The organism is Pseudomonas sp. PAMC25584 (genome assembly GCF_058135675.1).
Genome location: NZ_CM176870.1, coordinates 19,345 through 42,304 on the forward strand (window position 1 = coordinate 19,345; position 22,960 = coordinate 42,304).

Sequence of the window (22,960 nt, forward strand, 5' to 3'; positions counted from 1 at the left end):
CCTTTAAACCGTTCAGCCGCGTGCGGCGGCGATCTTGATCAGCTTGGCGTAGTAGAAGCCATCGTGCCCGCCTTCTTGCGCCAGCAATTGGCGACCGTGGGGCTGCTTGATGCCGGCTGCCGTAGCGACGTCCAGCTCCCGTGCGCCGCTGGTGCGGGCGAGGAAGGCTGCGATGACCTCGGTGTTCTCGGTGGGCAAGGTGGAACAGGTGGCGTAAAGCAGGATGCCGCCGACTTCCAGGGTCGGCCACAACGCGTCGAGCAGTTCGCCTTGCAGCACGGCGAGGGCGGCGATGTCGTCGGGCTGGCGGGTCAGCTTGATGTCCGGGTGGCGACGGATCACGCCGGTGGCGGAACACGGCGCATCGAGCAGGATGCGCTGGAACGGCTTGCCGTCCCACCAGGTGGCGGTGTCGCGGCCGTCGGCGGCGATCAGCTCGGCGTTCAGGCCCAGGCGTGCGAGGTTTTCCCGCACACGCACCAGGCGCTTGGCTTCCAGGTCGACGGCGACGACGCCGGCCAGGTCTTTTTCGACTTCGAGGATGTGACAAGTCTTACCGCCGGGTGCGCAGCAGGCGTCCAGCACGCGCTGGCCCGGGGCCAGGTCGAGCAGGTCGGCCGCCAGTTGCGCGGCTTCGTCCTGCACGCTGATCCAGCCTTCGGCGAAGCCCGGCAGGCTACGCACATCGGTGGCGGCTTCGAGCACAATGCCGTCGGGGCTGTACACGCACGGCGTGGCCGCGATGCCTGCATCGGTCAGCAATTGCAGATAAGCATCGCGGCGGTGATGGCGACGGTTGACCCGCAGGATCATCGGCGGGTGCGCATTGTTCGCCGCGCAGATGGCTTCCCATTGCTCGGGCCAGAAGGCTTTCAGGGATTTTTGCAGCCAGCGCGGGTGCGCGGTACGTACCACCGGGTCATGTTCCAGTTCGGCCAGCAGCGCTTCGCTTTCACGTTGGGCACGGCGCAGCACGGCGTTGAGCAGGGCTTTGGCCCAGGGTTTTTTCAGCTTGTCGGCGCAGCCGACGGTTTCACCGATGGCGGCGTGGGCCGGCACGCGGGTGTAGAGCAATTGATAAAGGCCCACCAGCAGCAGCGCTTCCACATCGGCATCGGCCGCCTTGAACGGCTTTTGCAGCAGCTTGGCCGCCAGCGCCGACAGACGCGGCTGCCAGCGCGCGGTGCCGAAGGCCAGGTCCTGGGTGAAACCGCGATCGCGGTCTTCGACCTTATCCAACTGGGTCGGCAGTGAACTGTTCAACGAAGCCTTGCCGTTGAGTACGGCGGCCAGGGCCTTGGCGGCGGCCAGACGCGGGTTCATTGGGCGACCACCCCGAGTATCGTGCCCACGGCAAATTTCTCACGACGACTGTTGAACAAGTCGCTGAAATTCAGCGCCTTGCCGCCGGGCAATTGCAGACGGGTCAGACACAGCGCCTGTTCACCGCAGGCGACCAGCAGGCCGTCTTTGCTGGCGCCGATGATTTCACCGGGGGCGCCCTTGCCGTCGGCCAGGGTGGCGGCGAGTACTTTCAAGGCTTCACCATTGAGGGTGCTGTGGCAGATCGGCCACGGGTTGAACGCGCGCACCAGGCGCTCCAGTTCCACGGCCGGGCGGCGCCAGTCGAGGCGCGCCTCGTCCTTGTTCAGCTTGTGCGCGTAGGTCGCCAGGCTGTCGTCCTGCACCTCGCCTTCCAGGGTGCCGGCGGCGAGCCCGGCAATGGCCTGGATCACGGCTGGCGGGCCCATCTCGGCCAGGCGATCGTGCAGGCTGCCGCCGGTGTCTTCGGCGGTGATCGGGGTGCTGACTTTCAACAGCATCGGGCCGGTATCCAGGCCCGCTTCCATGCGCATCACGGTCACGCCGCTTTCGCTGTCGCCCGCTTCCACGGCGCGCTGGATCGGCGCCGCACCGCGCCAGCGTGGCAGCAGCGAAGCATGGCTGTTGATGCAACCCAGGCGTGGGATATCGAGAACCACTTGGGGCAGGATCAAACCGTAGGCCACCACCACCAGCAGGTCCGGTTTCAGCGTGGCCAACTCAGCCTGGGCCTCGGCGTTGCGCAGGGTCGGCGGTTGCAGCACGGGAATGTTGTGCTCCAGCGCCAGTTGCTTGACCGGGCTCGGCATCAGTTTTTGCCCGCGACCGGCCGGGCGATCCGGCTGGGTGTACACCGCGACGATGTCATAAGGGCTGGCGAGCAGCGCCTTGAGGTGTTCGGCGGCAAATTCGGGTGTGCCGGCAAAAACAATGCGCAGTGGCTCGGTCATGGGCGTTCTCGGTTAAAAGCAGTCACAAAAGAAAAAGGCTTGCCGCAGCAAGCCTTTGGAAGAAGGGCATCAAGCTTGCTGGCGGTGCTTTTTTTCCAGCTTCTTCTTGATCCGGTCACGTTTGAGCGTGGACAAGTAATCGACAAACAGCTTGCCGTTGAGGTGGTCGCATTCGTGCTGGATACACACCGCCAGCAGGCCTTCGGCAACCTGCTCGAAAGGCTTGCCGTCGCGGTCCAGGGCCTTGATCCTCACGCGCACCGGGCGTTCGACGTTCTCGTAGAATTCCGGCACCGACAGGCAGCCTTCCTGATATTCGCCCATTTCGTCGGTCAGCGCTTCGAACTCGGGGTTGATGAACACCCGTGGTTCGCTGCGATCTTCGGACAGGTCCATCACCACGACACGCTGATGCACGTTGACCTGGGTCGCGGCGAGGCCGATGCCCGGGGCTTCATACATTGTTTCAAACATGTCATCGACCAACTGACGAACGTTGTCGTCCACTACGGCCACTGGTTTGGCGATCGTGCGCAGGCGCGAGTCGGGGAATTCGAGGATGTTCAAAATAGCCATAAGCGTAATTGCTGCACATGTGAGGTAAAGGCAAATCGGCGTTGGGATGGACCCACACGGCCGGTGTGGAACGCTCGGAAGCCGCGAAGGCTATGGCGTTTCACGCGAACGTACATAATAAAGGAGATTGACCCCATGAGGAAATCGCTACTCATCTTGCTGCTCTGGGCCCCGTTCGCCCTGGCCCTGCTTCCACGGTCTGGCCCGCGCCTGGATCAACCGACGCAACAGGCCATCCAGCAATTTTTGTTACACAATCGCATCCTCGATTCGCCTCTCGATCTCGATAACGCGCCCTACGTTGTCGCGGCAGAGGCCGGGCGTGTGCTGGGGGCTGATGGCGAGCGCGTGTATGCCCGCGGCGTCATGGACCCGGCCCAGCCCAGTTACGGGATCTTCCGCCGAGGCAAGGTCTACACCGACCCCCAAACCCAGGAGCTACTGGGGATCAACGCCGACGACATCGGCACCGCGCGCTGGGTGATGGCCGGCGACCTGACCACCCTTGCCGTGCAGCGGGTCACCCAGGAAGTGCGCCCCGGCGACCGTTTACTCCTTACCGAGCCGCCCGTTGCGCTGGCCAGCCTGGAAGGCGCGCAGGCAGTGCCGTTTATTGAAGGGCACATCATCGACGTACCCAGGGGCGTTACACAGATCGGCGTGCTGGATGCCGTGACCCTGAATAAAGGCCGCCGCGACGGCCTGGTCGAAGGCCAACGGCTGAGCGTGCTCAAGACCGGCGCCACGGTACGCGACGCCCTCAGCGGCGCCCAGGTAAAACTTTCCGATGAGCGCGGCGGCACGCTGCTGGTGTTTCGCACCTATGAAAAGCTCAGTTACGGCCTGGTCCTCAGTGCCTCGCGGCCACTGGCGGTGATGGACCGTTTCGAGACTGCCCGTCAAACGCAATAAATAGGCTGCTAAATAAGTTACCAACAGAGTTATCCACAGCTTGTTCCGGTCAAGGATGATCAGATGTATCCGATAAACAACAGTGAAATTTCCCCGGCAGAACTGGAAGCCCGGCTACGTTTGCACCGGCTGCCGGAACTGGGCCCGAAGCGTTTTCGCCTGTTGATCGACGCGTTCGGCTGCGCCTCGAAGGCGCTCAGCGCGCCGGCCAGCGCCTGGCGCTCGCTCGGGTTGCCCGCCATCAGTGCCGAGGCCCGGCGCAGCCATGAAGTCCGCGAGGGCGCGAGCGTGGCGCTGGCCTGGCTGGCGCGTCCGGCCCAGCATTTACTGATGTGGGACCAGCCTGAGTACCCCGCACTACTGGCCCAGATCGATGACGCACCGCCGTTGTTATTCGTTGCCGGCGACCCTTCGATCCTGGAAAAACCCCAGTTGGCCATGGTCGGCAGCCGCCGCGCATCGCGTCCCGGCATGGACACCGCCGCGGCTTTTTCCCGCAGCCTGGCGAGCGCCGGTTTTGTCATCACCAGCGGCCTGGCTCTGGGCATTGACGGTGCGGCGCATCAAGCGGCTTTGGAGGTCGGCGGGCAGACAATCGGCGTACTCGGCACCGGCCTGGAAAAGTTTTATCCACAGCGCCACCGACGCCTCGCGGCAGCGATGATTGCCCAGGGCAGCGCGGTGGTTTCCGAGTTTCCGCTGGACGCCGCGCCCCAGGCCGGCAATTTCCCTCGGCGCAACCGCATCATGATTCGGTAAACGATTTTTCCGAGTGAAAAACCCAGGCTAATTCACCTGCATGCACGCAACACAGTGGTGATGATGGAGGCATTTCGCTATGCTCAAAAAATGGTCAATTCACCATGCACACGGATGGGTAAAAATGAGGAAACCCCGGATATTTTTGGCCTCTTCAGTTGAAGGCCTTGGTGTAGCTAATGCTATCAATGAGTGCCTCGACTATGACGCCGAGATTGTTCACTGGAAGGATGGTTTCAGTCTCTCGAGTTTCACAATAGACAGCCTGATGGAAAAGGCTAGAACGGTAGACTTTGCGATTTTCGTCTTCACACCGGATGACGTATCTACAATTCGAGAGCAAAGCCATATTGTGGTAAGAGATAACGTGCTTTTTGAGCTTGGGCTTTTTATCGGCAGTCTAACAAAAGAGCGCTGCTTCATTATCAAACCCCGAGGTATTGACCTTCACTTCCCAACCGACCTATTAGGGTTAACTCCGGCTGACTTTGATGGAAATCGTTCAGATAACGACCTGACACAAGCAGTGAACGCCCCATGTAACAAAGTTAAAAAAGAAATTTTACGACTTGGTTTGGCGACGGACGATACGAATATCATTAAAGCTCGCACAAAGAAAACCGGATTTGATTATAAAGTCGGCAATAACGAATGTCGTTTACTGTTAGAAATTTTCGAGAAGGGTTTGCATAACGTAGAAGGCGTGAATTCCGGCGAGATATTCAACGAATCTAACCCGCACGATTTTTTCTCTATTGCAGTAATTAAGCTTGAGCGACTAGGGCTCATTCAGAAAGCCGTGTGTGCTGATGGCAGATACGAATACTATGTGTATTCGGTAACTCCTGACGGGATAGATTATATTCTATCTAACGAAACAGAAATTAAAGAATCCCGAAAGCCAGCACCCGCGAAGAAAGCCGCCAAGCCCAATGACAAGTCTTTTGTCTCTTTTGATGACGACATACCGTTCTAAAGCCTAATGTGATTTTTCGGGAGGAAAATATGAAGCTACCAACCGACTTAGAGATTTTAAATTCAATCTATAAAGAATATTACGAAGCATATAGTAACTTTAGAGAGGGAGAAGAAAATGGGCGTGATAGCAAAGCATATATGCCCATCGACATTAAGCTGATAGCTTCTAAATTGAATGTAGATGCCGGCATCGTTTTTGGTCGCCTTTACAATCATTTGAATAAGCTACATTCATATGCAAATGACGATATACAAAAATCTAAAGTCCCGCTATTTGCGTTACAAGTGGGAAGGGACGTTCACTGTATTCACTTTCCTATGATGTCTTCCGTTCTGGCGGGCCTTCAATCAGAGAAAAGCAAATTTTTCACAACCACTTGGATTTCATTATTGGCCATTTTTGTTTCGCTATCGGCTTTAGCGGTAAGTATCCTGAAGTAAGCTGAAGTTCAAATGGTGCAATCCATCAATAACAAACAACTCCCACATGATTTTTAGGTGATGGGGCGTTGTATTTCCTGGCCGAGGGCAGGTGGGGATTCATGCCCGTTGTCATTGGTCGTCCTACATGTGCCATGTACCAAAGGATTAGGATAGTTTTTGCTAAATTTTAGGTGTCTTTCGCGCCTTTCCGATTAAGTCAACGAGCCTCTTCAGCTCTTCAGCATCAGCGTTGCGGATAACTTCAAAGAGAAAAGCCCTTTGCTCAATCTCACTTTCAAAATCGGTGAAAAACGCTTTTACAGGCACACCTAAAATTTCAGCAAATTTGTACACCGCCTCAATGGTTGGGACGTATTCACCTGTCTCATAGCGACTTATTGTTTTGGGGTCGAATCCTGACCTAATCCCCAATTCTACTTGGGTGATTCCTTTCGCGACCCTGAATCGCTTTATCGCTTTTGCAAGAATCACAGTATTCAGCCCGCTCACACATTTCAAACGTGCACTTAACTGTAAAAATCCACATCCACCAACGCTCTGTGCCATCGATTTTATTGTCATAAATACGATGGCATGCGTAGAATTCATCGTGAGCAGCAGACGACCATCACTACGTCTGTCAGAGGCCCATCGGGGCAATCAGGTCGAGGGTTAAGGAATGGCAAATCGGGATGATGAAGGCTGGTACAGGTCGCATGATGGGCAGAAGCACGAGACCCATTTTCAGGCCAACGAAAAGGACAAAGCTCATGGCAGGGAAATGCGCGAGACGTATAAAAAAGAAGTGAGTCTAAAAGGCAATCTTCTTCAAGTGATATACCTGATTCCCTGCGTGTTGATTTTTGCAGCAGCTCAACAATTCCAGAGTGGCCTCGGATATTTCATGCTGATTCCTTTAGCCTGGGGAATGTATGCGCTCACAAAATTCGTCAACAAATTTACCCAAGAGCAAAGAGATAGAGTGTTTATGTGGACGCTCATTATTATAGCGGCCGTGTCAATTACTATGATGATAAAGGGATTTTGAAATGATACGAAAAATCAGTTGGCTTGTACTTTCAGCGTCGATTTTCGCCATGCCTACTTTTGTTCAAGCAGAGCAGGTTTTCTCGATGAACGGAAGCTACAAAGATAATCAGACAAGTGCTGACATACAAGGTTTAGGAAACCAAATTTTAGACCAGGCCGGAAAGTCTAGTTATCTGAAATTCGATTTGCAAGGCACTGAATATGCTTATGTCATCGAACGTATGGCTTCAAATTCCGTGAATTATACCGGAAGCTCTAGTGATATAAGCGGTGTGGTCTTCGTGCTTGTAAGAGCATTTAAAGACGGTTTCGAGCTTCCGAAACAGGTCAGCACCTTCAAACCCAGTAAATATAATCACGCTATTCGAATAGAAAAAATGAACCGTAACGACGAGCGCCCTTATGAGTTCGATATAGGTATGGATGACGAAAAACAATTATTCCTAATCGACAGCCCTACGTCTATGACTAAACTAGAGCAAGTAGATAAAATTAAGAAGTATGTCTCAAGACGAGACAAAAAAAGCCCATACGCTTTCTAAACGGAATCCCAAATATAAGGATATGATTTTCTAAGAGCAAAAAAGGCAGCAGGCCAATCTGCTGCCTTCTATAAATTTCTTGCATCGAATGCTATTGCCTAGCTTTCAGGCTTTTGATTTTGCTTCTCTTGGATAATTCTAAAATAACTGTCGCATTCAATAATTACTTCATGATGAGCGCAATGCAAATCTTGGAATTGCTTGGATACCCGCTTTATTTATATAAATGCGACAGTGTTATATAGATGCGACAGCATTAAAATATAGATGATAAAAAAGAGCCCCTCGGCCCTTGTGTTTATTTTTTATTTGTTATAATTAAGTTACCACACGTAACTAAAACAAATGAAAAATAACTATACCTCAACTATACCATTTATAAATAGAAAAAAAGCAATAAGCAAAGAGAATCTTGAGGAGATTCATGCTGATGCCGAACTTTATCAAAAGAAAGAAATATCAATTTCTGAGCTTGTTCAAAAACTCAAGATTATCATTTCTCAATTCAATAATGCGACTAAAACGTTTGACCTCGAATATTCATATGACCAGATAGTTACTTTACCTTTTTTGAACAAGGTTGAAGCTATATCACTTGGTGCGTTTGAAATAGTCAAAAACTCTGAAAAACCAAAGACTCACGTTATTCGGGCAAAGAAAGCAAACCATTTCCTATACCAAGATAAAATTGACGATTATCAAAAAGAGACTTTTGCTTTAGCTAACATTATAAATAAGCTATTTGGTTATTTGTCTGCTGATTCACATTTGAAGATTCTCATTTTAAAAGCTAGTGACAGCCCTTCTTTGAAAAAGGAGTTGGAAAGCATTGAGATTTATAAGTCCGTAAGGTTTACAGACTTCCGCTGCGCAGGGACAATTTTCGATAAGTTGAATGAGTATTTTGTTACTAATGAAGCCCTAGACTTTGCTTCGGACATGGCATTCCTAGACAAAGCAATAGATAAAAAAGACAAACGAACGTTCAATAGATTAAATCGCATTATCAAGCGAGTGGCGAGGAAGCAGCGCGAGTTGCATTTGCTGAAAGGCCGAAAAATCGGTACGACTGGTGAGTTGTATTGCAGCGATGAGTTGCTTAAATATCAGAATGAAAGAGATATTGAACAACAGGAATTTATTGATAATACAGAGGTCGTGTATGTTAGGAATGGAAAAGAAGAAAAAATCCCCCTTGCAAAATTTGCTCTGACAGATGAACGCAAATCCTCAGAAATTTATATGAAAGTTAAAGACCTAGAGAAAGAGGCAGACAAAAAAGGTTATATAGCTCTTTTTACTACGTTCACTTGCCCGTCTGAATACCATTCAAACCCAACCAGCGGAAAGAATAGCTGGAATGGTTCGACACCGAGGCAAGCGTCCGACTGGCTATCTAATCGACTAGTAGCTCTCAACAAAGACAGAGAGCGCCATGAAATTCATACGCTGGGAATGTGGTGTAAAGAAGCTCACAAAGACCAGTGCGTTCATATGCATTCCATGTTTTTCGTCCATCCAAATCAAGAAGATGATCTGATTATGCTGATCAACAAGCATTATGCACACAGCTCTAATGCTGTTCGGATTGTGCGAGTTTCAAAAGAGGAGGCTGATAAAGTTGGAAAAAAAGCAGCGAGTCCAGCAAGCTACATAACAAAATATGTCATCAAAAGTCTTCGCGAAAAATCTGACGAATCTATGAAAAACAAAGCGGTCGCTAGGTTATGGGGTTATCGAATGTACGGTTTTTTTGGAAAAACTAAAACCATGCTTTGGAGAACTTATGATAGATTTTTTGGGAAAGAGCTTAATGTGTTAAAGCTAACTCTAAAAAACACAGTTTTTTTAAAACTGGCGGAATTAAGGCAGGCTGGTCGATTTTGGGAGTTTTGCGCATACGCAAATGAATATGTTAAGCCTGTAATTATAGAGCATGAAACGATTTCTTGGAGTGGCTTCGAGTTTATTAGAAAAATCAAGTGGGGGTATCGGGTCATCGGAACAGATGAATGCTTGCAAACAAAATTCGATTGCCAGTTAAAAACTAAAGTTGGCAATATGTGAAGTTTGTTATCACGTAGCCAATATCACCTACTCATGAAGTATTCTTGACAGAGCGTAGAGTAGATGCATTTTTGGCATTCAAATTGTTTGCGAGTTTTTCAATTAGCTGGTCGGCGTCTAATTTTCTTTCAAGAATTTCATAAGAGCTTTGTACCTTTTCTTTTCGCTTATTCACCTCGTCTCGTGATAGGTCTTTAAAAAAGGTTAATACAAAGTCGCTTACAGATGAAGCAAACTCTTCAAATTGGGTCCTAAAACTGTTGAGTTTTTCGTTTTTTAATAAAATAAGTTCGTCTAAGATTGTTCTTTCTGAAATCCTATCTTTTATCTGGTTTTCTAACTTTATTTTTTCATTGAGTAGTGTTTTATGTCCACCACGTTGATTGTTCAGCTTTTCAGTTAGGTCGATAATTTGTTTATTCCAAAAACTTGCGGCTCTCTCAATTTTTGGCTTTTTTGCATCTTCTTCAATCACCGCCATGCGCGCGTTATGCTCTCTAGTTTTTTCAAGCTTTTTAGCTTGAATGTTGTATTTGTCGAGCATCATGTTTGTGTGCTGATAAAATAACGACTGAAAATATTGAGCTTGAAGTTTTTTTGTTAGATATTCTCGTTTAGAAAAGTCCAGGGGTTCGGCGTCAGGATACTCACGTCTTAATTTATCAATATTGTCATTCACAAATTTTTTTTGGGCGGTAAGTAAATCGTATTTACCAGTGCGTCTGTTTCGCGCATCTACAAATATATGAGGATGATGTCCAATTTCGTCGCCGTGGAAAACGATAAGCTTAATTGGATAGTCTGGAAAGTTATTCTTATAAAACAAGTGTATGTTTGTGATGAGGTCTGTAGTGGACACCTCAACCCCATTACGTTTAGGTATTTTGAAAAATGCTTCTTGGACAATGATTTTGCTTCGGGAAATATCAGACCTATTTTTAATAGAGTGGTTATGAAGCTCTAGATATTTTTCAAAAGTCGCTGTTTTCTGATTTTTACGAGAGAACTCAAATTGGCTTAATAAGTCCGTCATGTGTCTTACATCAATCACTTCCTTTTCATTAATAACTTTTAAAAGGAAGTCTTTTAATGAGTCAGGCCCACCAGTTAATGAGTTGTACCATTTGTTAATTTTCGCTTTGTATTTCCTCAAGGCATCAAGAGATTCAGAACTCTTATCTTTCAAATTCTGCTCATTGTTAACTTTCACAATGAAGCTGTTTTGAATTTGTACCTTCTGTTCTTCTGTTAGTGTATTTAATCGTAGAGCTTTCGCGCCTAAAAGAGGAGAGTAAATCAAATTGGTATGGGATAAGTTTTCGTCCCATTCTAAGATTTTAGTTTGCTTAATCTTGTTTTCTATGGTGGGAGAAATCCGAAGTGAGTGAGCTAGAGATTTCAAAAGTTTTGCCTTGCCTTTTCCGTCATTTTTAAAGTTTAGGTGCCTATAAATTATCGTTATTATTTTTTTTGTATTCATTATTTCACCATATGTTTTTCCTTTATAAGATTTTTAAAATACGCGTAAATGCGATATTTCTAAATTGTACCGAGTGGTGCTTTGTTTTTGATTTCTGCTATGTCCTGCTGACAAGCATGAGCTAACTTGAAGCCTCATCTTTTGCGTAGCAAAAGTGTGGCGGAAAGTGTAGCGAGTTACTCTCCACGTACTACAATATAAAATACCATATTGATGGTAATGATTTTGGGTTATACGGCAAATATTTAGACCTTAAGTGGAGTGCTTTTAAAACCTAAATTTTAATTTTGGCTTTAAAAGCACTAATCATGATGGGGTTTAAGGTTGAACATGGATTGTAAATCTTCAAGGCCGAATTCTTGCAGTATGTTTTTCAAAGGAAACACTTTTTCAGTTCCAGAAATTATTTCATCCACATCGGCGTTCTTACGATGCATTTTAAATTTTGTTTGCCGATTATCTTTAAAATGGGAAGCATAGAAGACAATATCATTAGATTTGAAAAATGAGTTCAGTTTCGCTCGACCGTCGTCTGTTTGGAACAAATCAATCACAGACCTAGTGTCTTCAATATCTATGCTTTCATGTTGAGCACTCTCTAGAAGTGCAACGCTTTTCTTTAAGCTATCAATCTCAATTTCAATATTGGACATTTCTTTGATATATGCAGTGGGTACTTTATAATCTGCTTCAATCATTCGTGCATTCATGTCATCAAGCTTTGTTCTTCGAGCTACCAGCAATTTATGTTTCTCTTCCAGAGCCAAACCCTGCTTGGTATCATTGACCTTCAAAAGATTAGAGATTCTAGGGTTTAAGTATCGGGCTTGCGTTGAAATGCCTTTAAAATCTTTTGTAATGTCCCGTGCAATTCTGTTAATTAGCTGTATGCAGTCAAGCAAAGAGCCAAATACATATTCGAAACGAATATTATCTGCCGTGCAAATATGCTTTTGAACTCGAGAGTTGTCGCACTTGAAAAAGGGATATATTTTTCCTTTGTATCTGCTACCCCTGTGGTCGTAGTACATTTTTCCACCGCACTGTCCGCAATATATACAGTGTTTGAAAATATTGAAGTCCTGCTCTGTTCTTCTACCAGACCAGTTTTTTTGTTTGCGGTTTGACATAGTATCAACAACCTTATAAAACATGCCAGGTTCTATAAGGTTAGGATAATAGTTTTCGATAAACCCAGTTAATATTTTCCTGGCTTTACCATCGGCTGTATATTCAATGCGATGTGTCGCCATACATCCAATGACGGTTTTATGCTTAATCAGCTTGTTAACTGTACCATTGTTCCATTTTTTTAGAGACGTTTCGTTTATTTTTGTAATCGCAGTATTAAGTCCAAATTGAAGTAACAGTTCAAAGAGCATTTTTATTTCGCTTTGCTCCTCTTTATGTATAACAAATTTACCTTTTTCCACTCGCAAACCGTAAGGAATGGACTTTCCCTTCTTGATGATTACCTCGCCGTTTTCTGCCTTTGCCTTACGGGCTTTCCAGGCAGAGAGCAAACGCCCAGATTTCGTTTCACTCTCCTCATTGGCTCTCTTTGCAATCAGGCTAATCATCAGGAGATTTTCAAAGTCTCGCGATGGGTCACTATATGAATACGTTTTTTGGTCAACAGTGGTGTAAATATTGATGCCTTTCTTCAAAATGCCTTGGAGAAGCTCGACACCATCAAGCACGCGTTGGCGTGTGATTCGGTCGATGCTTTCAACGACTAGGTAATCACCTGCACGAATAGCACCACTGTCCATCCGGTCCAGCATTTCTTTGAAATTGCCCGACCGGGCGTTGTCACCTCGAAATGCCGATTTACCCTTGTCGTATACGACCTCTGCGATGGTCGTTCCTGTGGACGTTTCAAAGAAGTCCAGAGCCGTCAATTGACGGTGTTCACTGTCCCCGGTCTGCTGAATGGCACGGGAATATCTTATGTAGGCATATGCTTTGGGCATGATAAAAACGTCCTGAAATTACTCGGAAAACTATAACACCTGATGATCAGTGGTCTGTCGCTCGGCGTGCTGGTGGTGGAAGCCGGCATGGCCAGCGGTTCGCTGATCACCGCGCGGCTCGCGGCCGAGCAAGGGCGCGAGGTGTATGCGATTCCGGGCTCGATCCATCATCCAGGGGCCAAGGGTTGTCATCAGCTCATTCGCGATGGCGCGGTGTTGGTGGAAACCATCGAGCACATTCTTGAAGGCTTGCGCGGGTGGCAGGCGCTGTCGCGTCCGGTGCCGATGCCGGTGACCCATCCGCTGGTTGCACTGCTGCACGCGGCGCCGCACACCAGCGAAGCCTTGGCGATTGCCAGTGGGCGGCCGTTGTCCCAGGTGCTGGCGACACTCACCGAGTTGGAGCTGGAAGGCCAGGTGGTCTGCGAAAGCGGGCGCTGGCTCGCGCGCTGCTAGGTTTTGTAACGAAGATCGGTAAACTGCGCAGAGCTTTAGTCTGGAGAGTGAGCAATGGTCAACAGGTGGCGTGTGCTGGAAGCCGCACGAGAAATTCGCGCAGGCGCGGTGATTGCCTATCCAACCGAGGCGGTCTGGGGCCTGGGCTGTGACCCGTGGAACGAAGCGGCAGTGGACCGGCTGCTGGCGATCAAGAACCGCTCGGTGGATAAGGGCCTGATCCTGGTCGCGGATAATATCCGCCAGTTCGATTTTCTCTTCGAAGACTTCCCGCAAGACTGGATCGACCGCATGGCCAGCACCTGGCCGGGGCCCAATACCTGGCTGGTGCCTCATCAGAACCTGTTGCCGGAATGGGTCACGGGGGTGCATGACACCGTGGCGCTGCGGGTCAGCGACCATCCGCTGGTGCGTGACTTGTGCTCATTGGTCGGGCCGTTGATTTCCACCTCGGCCAACCCCCAGGGCCGCCCGGCCGCCCGCACGCGGATTCGCGTCGAGCAGTACTTCCGTGGCCAGGTCGATCTGGTGTTAGGTGGCGCCCTCGGTGGGCGCAAGAACCCAAGCCTGATCCGCGACCTGGTGACGGGTGAGGTTGTGCGGCCGTCGTGAGACCGGGTCGTGGCCATCGCGGGCAAGCCCCCTCCCACATTTGACCGTGTTGTCATGACGGACACTGATCGAATGTGGGAGGGGGCTTTCCCGCGATGGCGCCCTTAACCACGCCAGAAACCCAAAGCCTTACGGCAACAGAATGGTCGACCCCGTCGTGCGCCGCCCCGACAACTCCGTCTGCGCCTTGGCCGCGTCCTTCAGCGAGAAGCGCTGATTGATATCGATGCGCACCTTGCCGCTCTTGATCATCGAGAACAGATCATCGGCCATGGCCTGCAAGTCCTTGGGGTTGCTGGCGTAGGTCGCCAGGGTCGGCCGGGTGACATACAGCGAGCCCTTGGCCGCCAGAATCCCCAGGTTCACCCCGTCCACCGCGCCCGAGGCGTTGCCGAAACTCACCACCAAGCCGCGTGGCGCCGCGCAGTCCAGCGAGGTCAGCCAGGTGTCCTTGCCGACGCCGTCGTACACCACCGGGCATTTCTTGCCGTCGGTCAATTCCAGCACCCGCTGTGCGACGTTTTCCTTGCTGTAGTCGATGGTTGCCCAGGCGCCGAGGGATTTGGCCACCGCGGCTTTTTCCGGCGAGCTGACCGTGCCGATCAGCTTCACGCCCAGGGCCTTGGCCCACTGGCAGGCCAGGGAGCCCACGCCACCGGCTGCGGCGTGGAACAGAATGGTTTCGCCGCCCTTCAACTCGTAGGTCTGGCGCAGCAGGTATTGCGTGGTCAGGCCCTTGAGCATCGCGCCGGCGGCTTGTTCGAAGCTGATGTCGTCCGGCAGGTGAACCAGGTTCGCGGCAGGCAATACGTGCAGTTCGCTGTAGGCACCCAACGGGCCACTGCCGTAGGCCACGCGGTCGCCGACCTTGAATTGCGTGACTTCACTGCCCACGGCGTCGACCACACCCGCGCCTTCCGCGCCCAGGCCCGATGGCAAGGCCGGCGGCGCGTACAAGCCGCTGCGAAAGTAAGTATCGATGAAGTTCAGGCCAATGGCGGCGTTACGCACCCGAACCTGCTGTGGGCCTGGTTCTGCTGGCGTGTAGTCCACATACTCAAGCACCTCGGGGCCGCCATGGGCGCTGAACTGGATACGTTTGGCCATCTGCACTTCTCCTGGGTTCGAATTCGGGTAGCGCCCTATCGGACTCCTTAGCTTGATCTTCGTCAACTGCGACGGACCTGAGTGCGGTGGTATCCTGTGCGCCCATTTGCCGCCGACGCCCAATGGCCTCGCGTAGCTTTGCCCGATTCAAGGTGATGCCATGACTACCCGCACCGAGGCTGTTAAAGCCTATCTGCTTGATCTGCAAGACCGTATTTGCAGCGCCCTGGAAACCTTCGAGACGGACACGCGCTTTATCGAAGACGCCTGGACCCGGCCTGCGGGCGGCGGCGGTCGCACCCGTGTGATCGAAAACGGTGCGGTGATCGAAAAAGGCGGCGTTAACTTTTCCCACGTGTTTGGCAGCGGCCTGCCACCGTCTGCCAGTGCGCATCGCCCTGAATTGGCCGGGCGCGGGTTTGAAGCCCTTGGGGTGTCGCTGGTGATTCACCCGCACAACCCGCATGTTCCGACTTCCCACGCCAACGTGCGCTTTTTCATCGCTGAAAAAGAAGGTGAGGAGCCGGTGTGGTGGTTCGGCGGCGGCTTCGACCTCACGCCCTACTACGCCAACGAAGACGACTGCATCCACTGGCACCGCGTGGCCGAGCAGGCCTGCGCGCCGTTCGGCGCCGACGTTTATGCGCGCTACAAGGCCTGGTGCGACACCTACTTCCATATCAAGCACCGCAACGAACCGCGCGGCATCGGCGGCCTGTTCTTCGATGACTTGAACGAATGGGACTTCGACACTTGCTTCGCCTTCATCCGTGCCATCGGCGATGCGTACATCGACGCCTACCTGCCGATCGTGCAGCGCCGCAAGGCGCAGGCCTATACCGCACAGCAGCGCGAATTCCAGGAATTCCGCCGTGGTCGTTACGTTGAATTCAACCTGGTCTATGACCGTGGCACCTTGTTCGGCCTGCAATCGGGCGGGCGTACCGAGTCGATCCTGATGTCGCTGCCGCCGCAGGTGCGCTGGAGCTACGACTGGAAAGCCGAGGCCGGCAGCGAAGAAGCGCGCCTCACCGACTACTTCCTGCAAGACCGCGACTGGCTCGGCGTGGCTGCGCCCAAGGCGGCTGTCTGATGGACCGCTATGTCGTGTTCGGCAACCCCATCGGCCACAGCAAGTCGCCGTTGATTCACCGCATGTTCGCCGAACAGACCGGCGAGCAACTGGACTACAGCGCTCTGCTTGCGCCGCTGGAGGACTTCATCGGGTTTGCCCGTGAGTTTTTTCAGCAAGGCCGTGGCGCCAACGTCACAGTGCCGTTCAAGGAAGACGCCTACCGCCTGGCCGACACCCTCACCGCACGCGCCGAGCGCGCCGGCGCGGTGAACACCCTGAGCAAGCTGGCCGATGGCCGCCTGCTGGGCGATAACACCGACGGCGCCGGCCTGGTGCGCGACCTGACGGTGAATGCCGGGCTCAGCCTGCAAGGTCAACGCATCCTGTTGCTCGGCGCCGGTGGCGCGGTGCGCGGTGCGTTGGAGCCGTTGCTGGCCGAGCGGCCGGCGTCGCTGATCATCGCCAACCGCACCGTGGAAAAGGCCGAAATGCTTGCCGAGTTGTTCGACGATTTGGGCCCGGTGTCTGCCAGTGGTTTCGACTGGCTGTGTGAGCCGGTGGACGTGATCATCAATGCCACCTCCGCCAGCCTGTCGGGCGATGTACCGCCGATTGCGGGCAGCCTGATCGCGCCGGGCAAGACGTTTTGCTACGACATGATGTACGCCAAGGAACCGACCGCGTTCTGCCGCTGGGCCACGGAACACGGTGCGGCGGTGGCAATGGATGGTCTGGGCATGCTGGTGGAGCAGGCGGCGGAAGCGTTCTTCCTGTGGCGTGGCGTGCGCCCGGATTCGGCGCCGGTGTTGGCCGAGCTGCGCCGCCAATTGGCTTAACGCACGTCCAAAGGTTGGAGGGGGCTTGCTCCCGATAGCGGTGAGTCAGCCAAACATGCATCGGCTGCACGACGGCTATCGGGGGCAAGCCTCCTCCCACAGTTTTGATCGTATTCAGTCTTCGAAATGGATGGGGCAGTTGTCGGCGCCTTCCAGCTTTTTCAATTCCTCAACGACCTGCGGCCGGGCCCGGCGCAAGGTCAGGCTGCGCCCCAGCGCTTTCAATCGCCGCGCTTCCTGGTGCAGCATCTCCACCCCGGAATAGTCGATAAAGTTGATCTGCTGCGCCTCGATCACTACCCGCTCGCCCTGCAGGCTTTGCAGGCGCACTTGCAGGTAATGGCTGGCGCCAAAAAAGATCGAACCACCGACCCGCAGCACCTCTTCCTCGCCGTTGCGCCATTGCTGAACCCGCGGCTGCGAGGTGCGCTTGAGGTAGAAAAACAGTGAGGCCAGCACCCCGGCGTAAATTGCGGTTTGCAGCTCCAGCAGCAAGGTGGCGATGCAGGTCAGGCTCATCACCACGAACTCGGCGCGACTGACCCGGAACAACGCGCGAATGCCCCGATGGTCCACCAGGCCCCAACTGATCAGCAGGATGCTCGCGGCCATGCTCGGGATCGGTATGTGGGCGATCAGCGCCGCGCCAAACAGTGCGAACAACGCCACCCACAGTGCGGAAAATACTCCCGCCAGCGGCGAACAGGCGCCCGCTTCATAGCTGAGGCCGGAGCGCGTAAAGGAACCGGCCGACAGGTAGCCGGAGAAAAATCCGCCGACGATGTTGGATAAACCCTGCGCTCGAACTTCCTGGTTGGCGTCGAGCAATTGCTGCGAGCGCGCCGCCAGCGAGCGGGCAATCGACAGGCTGGTCACCAACCCGAGCATGCCCACCGCCACGGCGCTGGGCAGCAGGCGCAAGACCATGTCCAGGTCCAGCGGCAACGGGCTGAATGGCGGCAGCTTGCCGATAAATGCGCTGACCAGTGCCACATGCCCGAACATCGCCGGCCACAGCCAGGCGGCCAGACTGCCCAGCGCGAGCGTGATCAACAGCGTCGGCCAGCGCGGCAGCAGGTATTTGAGCAGTGCGCCCACCAGCAAGGTGCCCAGCCCGAGCAGGAGTGAGGCGTGGTCCCACTCGGCACCATGGTCGATCAGTTCCAGCAAGCTGTTGATCGCCGTGGCCTGGCTCGGCAAATCCAGGCCCAGCAGGTTGGGCAGTTGGCCGAGGGCAATCACCACGGCGGCGCCGAGGGTGAACCCCAGCACCACTGAATGGGAGATGAAATTCACCAACGCGCCGAAGCGCAGCAGGCCGAGCAACCACTGGAACACTCCGGCGAGGAAGGTCAGCAGCAGGATCAAGGTGATGTAGTCCTGTGAGCCCGGCACGGCCAGGGGGCTGATGCTGGCGTAGAGCACGATGGAAATCGCCGCCGTGGGGCCGCAGATCAGGTGCCAGGACGAACCCCAGAGGCAAGCGATCAACACCGGGATGATCGCGGCGTACAGCCCGTATTCCGGTGGGAGACCGGCGATGAGCGCGTAGGCAATCGACTGCGGCAAGGCCAGCACCGCGCCGCTGAGGCCGACGATTGCATCCCGACCGACGCTGGCGCGGGTTTGGCGCGGCAGCCAACTGAGGAAGGGAAAGAGTGTGTGGCGGTTGGGCCGGCGCATCGCAAACTCGGATAGAAAGGTTTGGCTCAGGGTATCAGTACACGCCGGCTTTTGTGGGAGGGGGCTTGCTCCCGATCGCGGTGAGTCAGCCACACATGCATCGGCTGAACGACGGCTATCGGGAGCAAGCTCCCTCCCACATTTGGACAGTGGCCGGCTTTAGAGTTTGGCTTTTACAGCCGCCAACGCATCCTGGCCGTCCACGGTTTTTACGCCGTCGAGCCACTTGTCCAACACTGCCGGGTTGGCCTTGATCCACGCTTTTGCCGCATCCGCATTGCTGACCTTATTGTTGGCCACCTCGGCCATGATGCTGTTCTCCATCGCCTGGGTGAAACTCAGGTTGGTCAGCAGCTTTCCTACGTTCGGGCAGGCCTGTGCATAACCCTTGCGGGTCAGGGTATACACGCTGCCGGTGTCGCCGAAGTACTTCTCGCCGCCCTTGAGGTAATGCATTTTCAACTGCACGTTCATCGGGTGCGGGGTCCAGCCGAGGAAGGTGATGAAGCGCTGTTTCTTCACAGCCCGTGAGACTTCGGCGAGCATCGCCTGTTCGCTGGACTCGATCAGCTTCCATTTGCCCAGGTCGAAGTCGTTCTTCTTGATGATCTCCTGCAGCGAGAGGTTTGCCGGCGCGCCGGAGCCGATGCCGTAGATCTTCTTGTCGAACTTGTCGGCGAATTTACTCAGATCAGCAAAGTCATGCACCCCGGCGTCCCACACATAGTTCGGCACGGCGAGGGTGAATTCGGTGCCGTCGAGGTTTTTCGCCAACTGCACCACATCGCCGTTGGCCACGAACTTGTCGTAGAAACCTTGCTGCGCCGGCATCCAGTTACCCAGGAACACATCCACCTGGCCGTCCTTGAGCCCGCCGAAGGTGATCGGCACCGCCAGGGTGTCGACCTTGGCCTTGTAGCCCATGCCTGTCAGCAGAAAACCGGCGACGGCATTGGTGGCGGCGATATCGCTCCAGCCTGGATCGGCCATCTTCACCGTCTCACAACGGGCGTCTGCGTACACGGCGGCGCTGCTCAACGCCACCATGCCCGCTACGCCCAGCACCACAGTCAACTTTTGCATGGCTTTCCCTCTGTTTTATGGGTGTTGGCAGGGTTGTGGATAACGTGCCTTGCGCTCCAGGTCGTCGAGGTCGATATGGTTGCGCATGTATTGCTGACTGGCGTCCACCCGTGGCTGGTGATCCCAGCTCTTCAGCTTGCCTTGGCTCAGTGCTTCAAACACCAGGCGCCGACGGCGTTGGCTGGCGAGCACTTGTTGGTGGATCGCCGGGATGTCCCATTTGGCCCGCGCTTCAGTCAGAAAGGCTGCAAACAGCGCCCGGTGTTGCTGCGACTGGCTGAGTTCTTCCTGTTCCCGTGGGTCATTGTGTACATCGAACAGTAGGCAGGGATCGTCTTCGCTGTAGATGAACTTGTAGGCGCCACGGCGAATCATCATCAGCGGGCTGACGGTGCCTTCGGCCATGTATTCGCCGAACACTTCGTCGTGCCCGCCCTGGCCTTGCAAGTGCGGGACCAGCGAGCGGCCGTCCAGGGGCAAGTGCGGTTCGAGTGCGCCGCCGGCCAGCTCCACCAGGGTTGGCAACAGGTCGGCGGTGGAGACGGCCTGGGTCACACGGCGCGCGGCGAACTGCCCCGGCGCGCTGACCAGCAGCGGCACGCGGGCGGCCATTTCGAACCAGTGCATTTTGTACCAGAGGCCGCGCTCGCCGAGCATGTCGCCGTGGTCGCCGGAGAAGATGATGATGGTGTCGTCGGCCAGGCCGGTGTCGTCCAGGGTCTGCAGCAGCTTGCCGACATTGCTGTCGATGTAACTGCACGCGCCGAAGTAGGCGCGGCGTGCATCGCGGATCTTCTCCGGCGGCAGCGGCTTGTCCCATAGGTCGTAGACCTTGAGCAGGCGCTGGGAGTGCGGGTCGAGGTCGCCCTGGGCCGGCGTTGTGGGCAAAGGGATGTCGCTGTCGTCGTACAGATCCCAGAACGGTTTGGGAATGGTGTACGGGTCGTGGGGATGGGTCATCGACACGGTCAGGCAGAACGGCTGGTCGCCGTCCTCGCGAATATGGTCGAACAGGTACTGCTGGGCCTTGAACACCACCTCTTCGTCGAAATCCAGCTGGTTGGTGCGCACGCACGGCCCGGCTTGCAGCACCGAGGACATGTTGTGGTACCAGGTGGGGCGTACGCCCGGCTCGTCCCAGTTCACCGCCCAGCCATAGTCGGCGGGGTAGATGTCGCTGGTCAGGCGCTCTTCGTAACCGTGCAATTGGTCCGGCCCGCAGAAGTGCATCTTGCCCGACAGCGCGGTGCGGTAGCCGAGGCGACGCAGGTAGTGGGCATACGTCGGCACATCGGCGGGGAAATCCGCCGCGTTGTCGTAGGCGCCGATCTTGCTCGGCAACTGGCCGCTGACCAGGGTAAAGCGCGACGGTGCGCACAGCGGGCTGTTGCAGTAGGCGGCGTCGAACACCACGCCTTGTTCGGCGAGGCGACTGAGGTTTGGCAACTTGATCGGGGAAGGTCCGTAGAACGGAAGCATCGGCGCGGCCATTTGATCGGCCATGATGAAAAGAATGTTCTTGCGCTTCATGAGTCTTCGGCATTCCATAGGCGTTGTTTATGCGAATGAGCATGCGGCCCATGGAAAATGGGGTAAAGCCCATGAAAAGCAATGTCTAGGATAAGCACAGCTTATGTATGAAGCCCTCGGCGATGTATCCCTCGATTTGCTCCGCGCCTTCGAAGCGGCGGCGCGCCACCGCAGCTTTACGGCGGCGGCGATGGAGTTGGGCACCACCCAGCCGGCCATCAGCCAGCAGATCAAGCGCCTCGAAGAGCAATTGGCGATCCGCCTGTTTGATCGCATCTACCGTGGCATCGAGCTGACCGATGCCGGTGCCTTGCTGTTCGAACATGTCCAGGGCGGTTTGCAGACCATCAACCAAGGCCTGAGCGCGATCACCCAGCAGGACCAGCACGAAGTGCTGCAAGTGGCCACCGACTTCGCCTTCGCCGCCTACTGGCTGATGCCGCGCCTGCATCGCTTCCATGCGGCCAACCCTCAGGTCGACGTCAGCCTGGTGACCAGCGAACGCAATCACGCCACGTTGCGCAGCGATATCGACGTGGCGGTGCTGTTTGGCGACGGCCGTTTCAAGCAGGGCGACAGCCTGTGGCTGTTCAATGAAGAAGTGTTCCCGGTGTGCAGCCCGCAGTGGCTCAAGGACCAAGCCACGCCGCTGACCGTGCAGACCTTGCCCGACTGCCCGTTGCTGCACCTGCGCCAGGAACACAACAGCCAGTGGTTCGACTGGAGCGGCGTGTTCCGCGAGCTGGGCATTACCACCGCGCCGACCCCCGGCCAACTGCGCTTCGATAACTACACCCTGCTGATCCAGGCCGCGATTGCCGGCCAGGGCGTGGCCATCGGCTGGCGCCACCTAGTGGACAACCTGCTGGAACAGAAGTGGCTGTGCCGGCCGATCAGCGACACGGTGATCTCACGCTTGGGCTACTACGTGGTGCAACCGCAGCGCAAACGCCGGGGGCAGTTGGTCGAGCGGTTCGTCGATTGGCTGGTGGCGGAGCAGGCGCGCAGCGCACAGTCACTGACCGGTCTGGCTCTGCCGTCGATTGCGGTCTAGGATTTGTCGCACAGCGGTTCTGGATCTTGTCATGCAGCGTATCAAGGGCTATCACGCCCACATCTACTTCGATGCCCACACCATCGACCAGGCGCGCACCTTGTGCGAAGACGCGGCAACCCTGTTTCCGCTGCACATGGGCCGCGTGCATGAACGCCCCGTGGGCCCGCACCCGGACTGGAGCTGCCAGTTGGCGTTCGACCCCGAATACATTGGCGCGGTGCTGCCGTGGCTGGCGTTGCATCGCAATGGCCTGGTGGTGTTTCTGCACCCTGATACCGGCAACGACCTAAAGGATCACACCGAGTACGCGATCTGGATGGGTGCGATGCGCGAGCTGGATCTGTCGGTTTTTTAACCTCCCTCGTCAAATACAGCCTGGCCATTCCCGCAGTAAAAGGCGGGAAGGTCGTAGGATCTATTTCGCGTCGTCTCATTATATGGGATTGATATTTATATATTGAGATATCGCCGAGCATAGGTTTATATTC

At 54.2% G+C, this 22,960-nt stretch carries 21 protein-coding genes and 2 pseudogenes; 13 read left to right on the forward strand and 10 right to left on the reverse strand.

Translation table 11 applies throughout. The features are described 5' to 3' along the window. Window positions 1-12: 12 nt before the first annotated feature. From rsmB to def, 3 genes are all read right to left on the reverse strand, one after another. Window positions 13-1,323, reverse strand: a complete 1,311-nt coding sequence (gene rsmB / locus ACS5Q8_RS00085) for a 16S rRNA (cytosine(967)-C(5))-methyltransferase RsmB (protein WP_443693475.1) — start codon at window positions 1,321-1,323, stop codon at window positions 13-15. After that, window positions 1,320-2,273, reverse strand: a complete 954-nt coding sequence (gene fmt, locus ACS5Q8_RS00090) for a methionyl-tRNA formyltransferase (RefSeq protein ID WP_426101886.1) — start codon at window positions 2,271-2,273, stop codon at window positions 1,320-1,322. Before fmt ends, rsmB begins: the two co-directional genes overlap by 4 nt. A 69-nt stretch (window positions 2,274-2,342) precedes the next feature. Continuing rightward, window positions 2,343-2,849: a peptide deformylase gene (def, locus tag ACS5Q8_RS00095; RefSeq protein ID WP_443699524.1), complete on the reverse strand. Its 507-nt coding sequence runs from the start codon at window positions 2,847-2,849 to the stop codon at window positions 2,343-2,345. Window positions 2,850-2,984: 135 nt separating this feature from the next. Here def and ACS5Q8_RS00100 point away from each other — a divergent pair, with 135 nt between their 5' ends. The 4 genes and pseudogenes from ACS5Q8_RS00100 to ACS5Q8_RS00115 all read left to right on the forward strand — a co-directional run bounded on the left by ACS5Q8_RS00100 (window position 2,985) and on the right by ACS5Q8_RS00115 (window position 5,939). Further along, window positions 2,985-3,761 (forward strand): peptidoglycan-binding protein, encoded by a 777-nt coding sequence (locus ACS5Q8_RS00100; protein ID WP_465159715.1) that lies wholly within the window; start codon window positions 2,985-2,987, stop codon window positions 3,759-3,761. Between the two features lie 63 nt (window positions 3,762-3,824). Continuing rightward, a pseudogene (locus ACS5Q8_RS00105) lies at window positions 3,825-4,511 on the forward strand (DNA-processing protein DprA); the annotation flags it as partial. Between the two features lie 88 nt (window positions 4,512-4,599). Next, entirely contained in the window at window positions 4,600-5,496 is an 897-nt protein-coding gene (locus tag ACS5Q8_RS00110; protein ID WP_465159716.1) for a TIR domain-containing protein, read from the forward strand. A gap of 29 nt (window positions 5,497-5,525) precedes the next feature. Beyond that, window positions 5,526-5,939, forward strand: coding sequence for a hypothetical protein (locus ACS5Q8_RS00115; RefSeq protein ID WP_465159717.1), 414 nt, complete (start codon window positions 5,526-5,528; stop codon window positions 5,937-5,939). Window positions 5,940-6,101: 162 nt separating this feature from the next. Here ACS5Q8_RS00115 and ACS5Q8_RS00120 read toward each other — a convergent pair whose 3' ends face one another. Further along, window positions 6,102-6,530, reverse strand: coding sequence for a helix-turn-helix domain-containing protein (locus ACS5Q8_RS00120; RefSeq protein ID WP_465159718.1), 429 nt, complete (start codon window positions 6,528-6,530; stop codon window positions 6,102-6,104). 70 nt (window positions 6,531-6,600) lie between these two features. Between ACS5Q8_RS00120 and ACS5Q8_RS00125 the strand changes: the two genes are divergently transcribed. The 3 genes from ACS5Q8_RS00125 to ACS5Q8_RS00135 all read left to right on the forward strand — a co-directional run bounded on the left by ACS5Q8_RS00125 (window position 6,601) and on the right by ACS5Q8_RS00135 (window position 9,580). After that, window positions 6,601-6,969, forward strand: coding sequence for a hypothetical protein (locus ACS5Q8_RS00125; protein ID WP_465159719.1), 369 nt, complete (start codon window positions 6,601-6,603; stop codon window positions 6,967-6,969). 1 nt (window position 6,970) lies between these two features. Continuing rightward, the gene (locus ACS5Q8_RS00130; protein WP_465159720.1) at window positions 6,971-7,513 is read left to right on the forward strand and encodes a hypothetical protein; all 543 of its coding nucleotides are present in this window, start codon (window positions 6,971-6,973) and stop codon (window positions 7,511-7,513) included. A gap of 345 nt (window positions 7,514-7,858) precedes the next feature. Further along, window positions 7,859-9,580, forward strand: a complete 1,722-nt coding sequence (locus ACS5Q8_RS00135; protein WP_465159721.1) for a replication endonuclease — start codon at window positions 7,859-7,861, stop codon at window positions 9,578-9,580. 31 nt (window positions 9,581-9,611) lie between these two features. Here the strand turns inward: ACS5Q8_RS00135 and ACS5Q8_RS00140 are convergent, their stop codons facing one another. Together ACS5Q8_RS00140 and ACS5Q8_RS00145 are read right to left on the reverse strand one after the other, a co-directional pair. Beyond that, window positions 9,612-11,060, reverse strand: a complete 1,449-nt coding sequence (locus tag ACS5Q8_RS00140; RefSeq protein WP_465159722.1) for a hypothetical protein — start codon at window positions 11,058-11,060, stop codon at window positions 9,612-9,614. Between the two features lie 302 nt (window positions 11,061-11,362). Further along, window positions 11,363-13,033 carry a recombinase family protein gene (locus tag ACS5Q8_RS00145; RefSeq protein WP_465159723.1) on the reverse strand — a complete coding sequence of 557 codons (1,671 nt, stop codon included), beginning with the start codon at window positions 13,031-13,033 and terminating at the stop codon, window positions 11,363-11,365. Window positions 13,034-13,075: 42 nt separating this feature from the next. Between ACS5Q8_RS00145 and ACS5Q8_RS00150 the strand changes: the two are divergent. After that, window positions 13,076-13,489, forward strand: a pseudogene (locus ACS5Q8_RS00150) (DNA-processing protein DprA); the annotation flags it as partial. A gap of 54 nt (window positions 13,490-13,543) precedes the next feature. Continuing rightward, window positions 13,544-14,101, forward strand: coding sequence for an L-threonylcarbamoyladenylate synthase type 1 TsaC (gene tsaC, locus ACS5Q8_RS00155; RefSeq protein WP_276195589.1), 558 nt, complete (start codon window positions 13,544-13,546; stop codon window positions 14,099-14,101). A 129-nt stretch (window positions 14,102-14,230) separates the two neighbouring features. Here the strand turns inward: tsaC and ACS5Q8_RS00160 are convergent, their stop codons facing one another. Continuing rightward, a complete protein-coding gene (locus tag ACS5Q8_RS00160; RefSeq protein WP_253400248.1) occupies window positions 14,231-15,208 on the reverse strand; it encodes an NADPH:quinone reductase in 978 nt (325 codons plus the stop codon). 160 nt (window positions 15,209-15,368) lie between these two features. On the opposite strand from ACS5Q8_RS00160, the gene hemF reads away from it, so the two are divergent. Then, window positions 15,369-16,301, forward strand: a complete 933-nt coding sequence (gene hemF, locus ACS5Q8_RS00165) for an oxygen-dependent coproporphyrinogen oxidase (protein WP_443693471.1) — start codon at window positions 15,369-15,371, stop codon at window positions 16,299-16,301. Beyond that, window positions 16,301-17,119, forward strand: a complete 819-nt coding sequence (gene aroE, locus ACS5Q8_RS00170; protein ID WP_276195590.1) for a shikimate dehydrogenase — start codon at window positions 16,301-16,303, stop codon at window positions 17,117-17,119. Before hemF ends, aroE begins: the two co-directional genes overlap by 1 nt. Window positions 17,120-17,233: 114 nt before the next feature. On the opposite strand, the gene ACS5Q8_RS00175 is transcribed toward aroE, so the two are convergent. The 3 genes from ACS5Q8_RS00175 to betC all read right to left on the reverse strand — a co-directional run bounded on the left by ACS5Q8_RS00175 (window position 17,234) and on the right by betC (window position 21,415). After that, complete coding sequence (locus ACS5Q8_RS00175; protein ID WP_443693469.1) at window positions 17,234-18,802, reverse strand: SulP family inorganic anion transporter; 1,569 nt, start codon at window positions 18,800-18,802, stop codon at window positions 17,234-17,236. A 159-nt stretch (window positions 18,803-18,961) separates the two neighbouring features. Next, complete coding sequence (gene choX / locus ACS5Q8_RS00180; RefSeq protein ID WP_276195592.1) at window positions 18,962-19,885, reverse strand: choline ABC transporter substrate-binding protein; 924 nt, start codon at window positions 19,883-19,885, stop codon at window positions 18,962-18,964. Window positions 19,886-19,900: 15 nt separating this feature from the next. After that, entirely contained in the window at window positions 19,901-21,415 is a 1,515-nt protein-coding gene (gene betC / locus ACS5Q8_RS00185; protein ID WP_465159724.1) for a choline-sulfatase, read from the reverse strand. 103 nt (window positions 21,416-21,518) lie between these two features. Here betC and ACS5Q8_RS00190 point away from each other — a divergent pair, with 103 nt between their 5' ends. Both ACS5Q8_RS00190 and ACS5Q8_RS00195 read left to right on the forward strand, forming a co-directional pair. Further along, entirely contained in the window at window positions 21,519-22,469 is a 951-nt protein-coding gene (locus tag ACS5Q8_RS00190; protein WP_443696618.1) for a choline sulfate utilization transcriptional regulator, read from the forward strand. 31 nt (window positions 22,470-22,500) lie between these two features. Beyond that, a complete protein-coding gene (locus ACS5Q8_RS00195) occupies window positions 22,501-22,827 on the forward strand; it encodes a DOPA 4,5-dioxygenase family protein (protein ID WP_426101903.1) in 327 nt (108 codons plus the stop codon). The last annotated feature ends 133 nt before the right edge of the window (window positions 22,828-22,960 follow it).

Coding starts and splice junctions, on each gene's coding strand:
- ACS5Q8_RS00125 (WP_465159719.1), top strand. CDS start 6,601: ATGGCAAATCGGGATGATGAAGGCTGGTACAGGTCGCATGATGGGCAG.
- hemF (WP_443693471.1), top strand. CDS start 15,369: ATGACTACCCGCACCGAGGCTGTTAAAGCCTATCTGCTTGATCTGCAA.
- choX (WP_276195592.1), bottom strand. CDS start 19,885: ATGCAAAAGTTGACTGTGGTGCTGGGCGTAGCGGGCATGGTGGCGTTG.
- ACS5Q8_RS00135 (WP_465159721.1), top strand. CDS start 7,859: ATGAAAAATAACTATACCTCAACTATACCATTTATAAATAGAAAAAAA.
- ACS5Q8_RS00115 (WP_465159717.1), top strand. CDS start 5,526: ATGAAGCTACCAACCGACTTAGAGATTTTAAATTCAATCTATAAAGAA.
- tsaC (WP_276195589.1), top strand. CDS start 13,544: ATGGTCAACAGGTGGCGTGTGCTGGAAGCCGCACGAGAAATTCGCGCA.
- ACS5Q8_RS00160 (WP_253400248.1), bottom strand. CDS start 15,208: ATGGCCAAACGTATCCAGTTCAGCGCCCATGGCGGCCCCGAGGTGCTT.
- ACS5Q8_RS00110 (WP_465159716.1), top strand. CDS start 4,600: ATGCTCAAAAAATGGTCAATTCACCATGCACACGGATGGGTAAAAATG.
- ACS5Q8_RS00195 (WP_426101903.1), top strand. CDS start 22,501: ATGCAGCGTATCAAGGGCTATCACGCCCACATCTACTTCGATGCCCAC.
- ACS5Q8_RS00140 (WP_465159722.1), bottom strand. CDS start 11,060: ATGAATACAAAAAAAATAATAACGATAATTTATAGGCACCTAAACTTT.
- rsmB (WP_443693475.1), bottom strand. CDS start 1,323: ATGAACCCGCGTCTGGCCGCCGCCAAGGCCCTGGCCGCCGTACTCAAC.
- ACS5Q8_RS00100 (WP_465159715.1), top strand. CDS start 2,985: ATGAGGAAATCGCTACTCATCTTGCTGCTCTGGGCCCCGTTCGCCCTG.
- ACS5Q8_RS00190 (WP_443696618.1), top strand. CDS start 21,519: ATGTATGAAGCCCTCGGCGATGTATCCCTCGATTTGCTCCGCGCCTTC.
- ACS5Q8_RS00120 (WP_465159718.1), bottom strand. CDS start 6,530: ATGAATTCTACGCATGCCATCGTATTTATGACAATAAAATCGATGGCA.
- fmt (WP_426101886.1), bottom strand. CDS start 2,273: ATGACCGAGCCACTGCGCATTGTTTTTGCCGGCACACCCGAATTTGCC.
- aroE (WP_276195590.1), top strand. CDS start 16,301: ATGGACCGCTATGTCGTGTTCGGCAACCCCATCGGCCACAGCAAGTCG.
- ACS5Q8_RS00175 (WP_443693469.1), bottom strand. CDS start 18,802: ATGCGCCGGCCCAACCGCCACACACTCTTTCCCTTCCTCAGTTGGCTG.
- ACS5Q8_RS00130 (WP_465159720.1), top strand. CDS start 6,971: ATGATACGAAAAATCAGTTGGCTTGTACTTTCAGCGTCGATTTTCGCC.
- def (WP_443699524.1), bottom strand. CDS start 2,849: ATGGCTATTTTGAACATCCTCGAATTCCCCGACTCGCGCCTGCGCACG.
- betC (WP_465159724.1), bottom strand. CDS start 21,415: ATGAAGCGCAAGAACATTCTTTTCATCATGGCCGATCAAATGGCCGCG.
- ACS5Q8_RS00145 (WP_465159723.1), bottom strand. CDS start 13,033: ATGCCCAAAGCATATGCCTACATAAGATATTCCCGTGCCATTCAGCAG.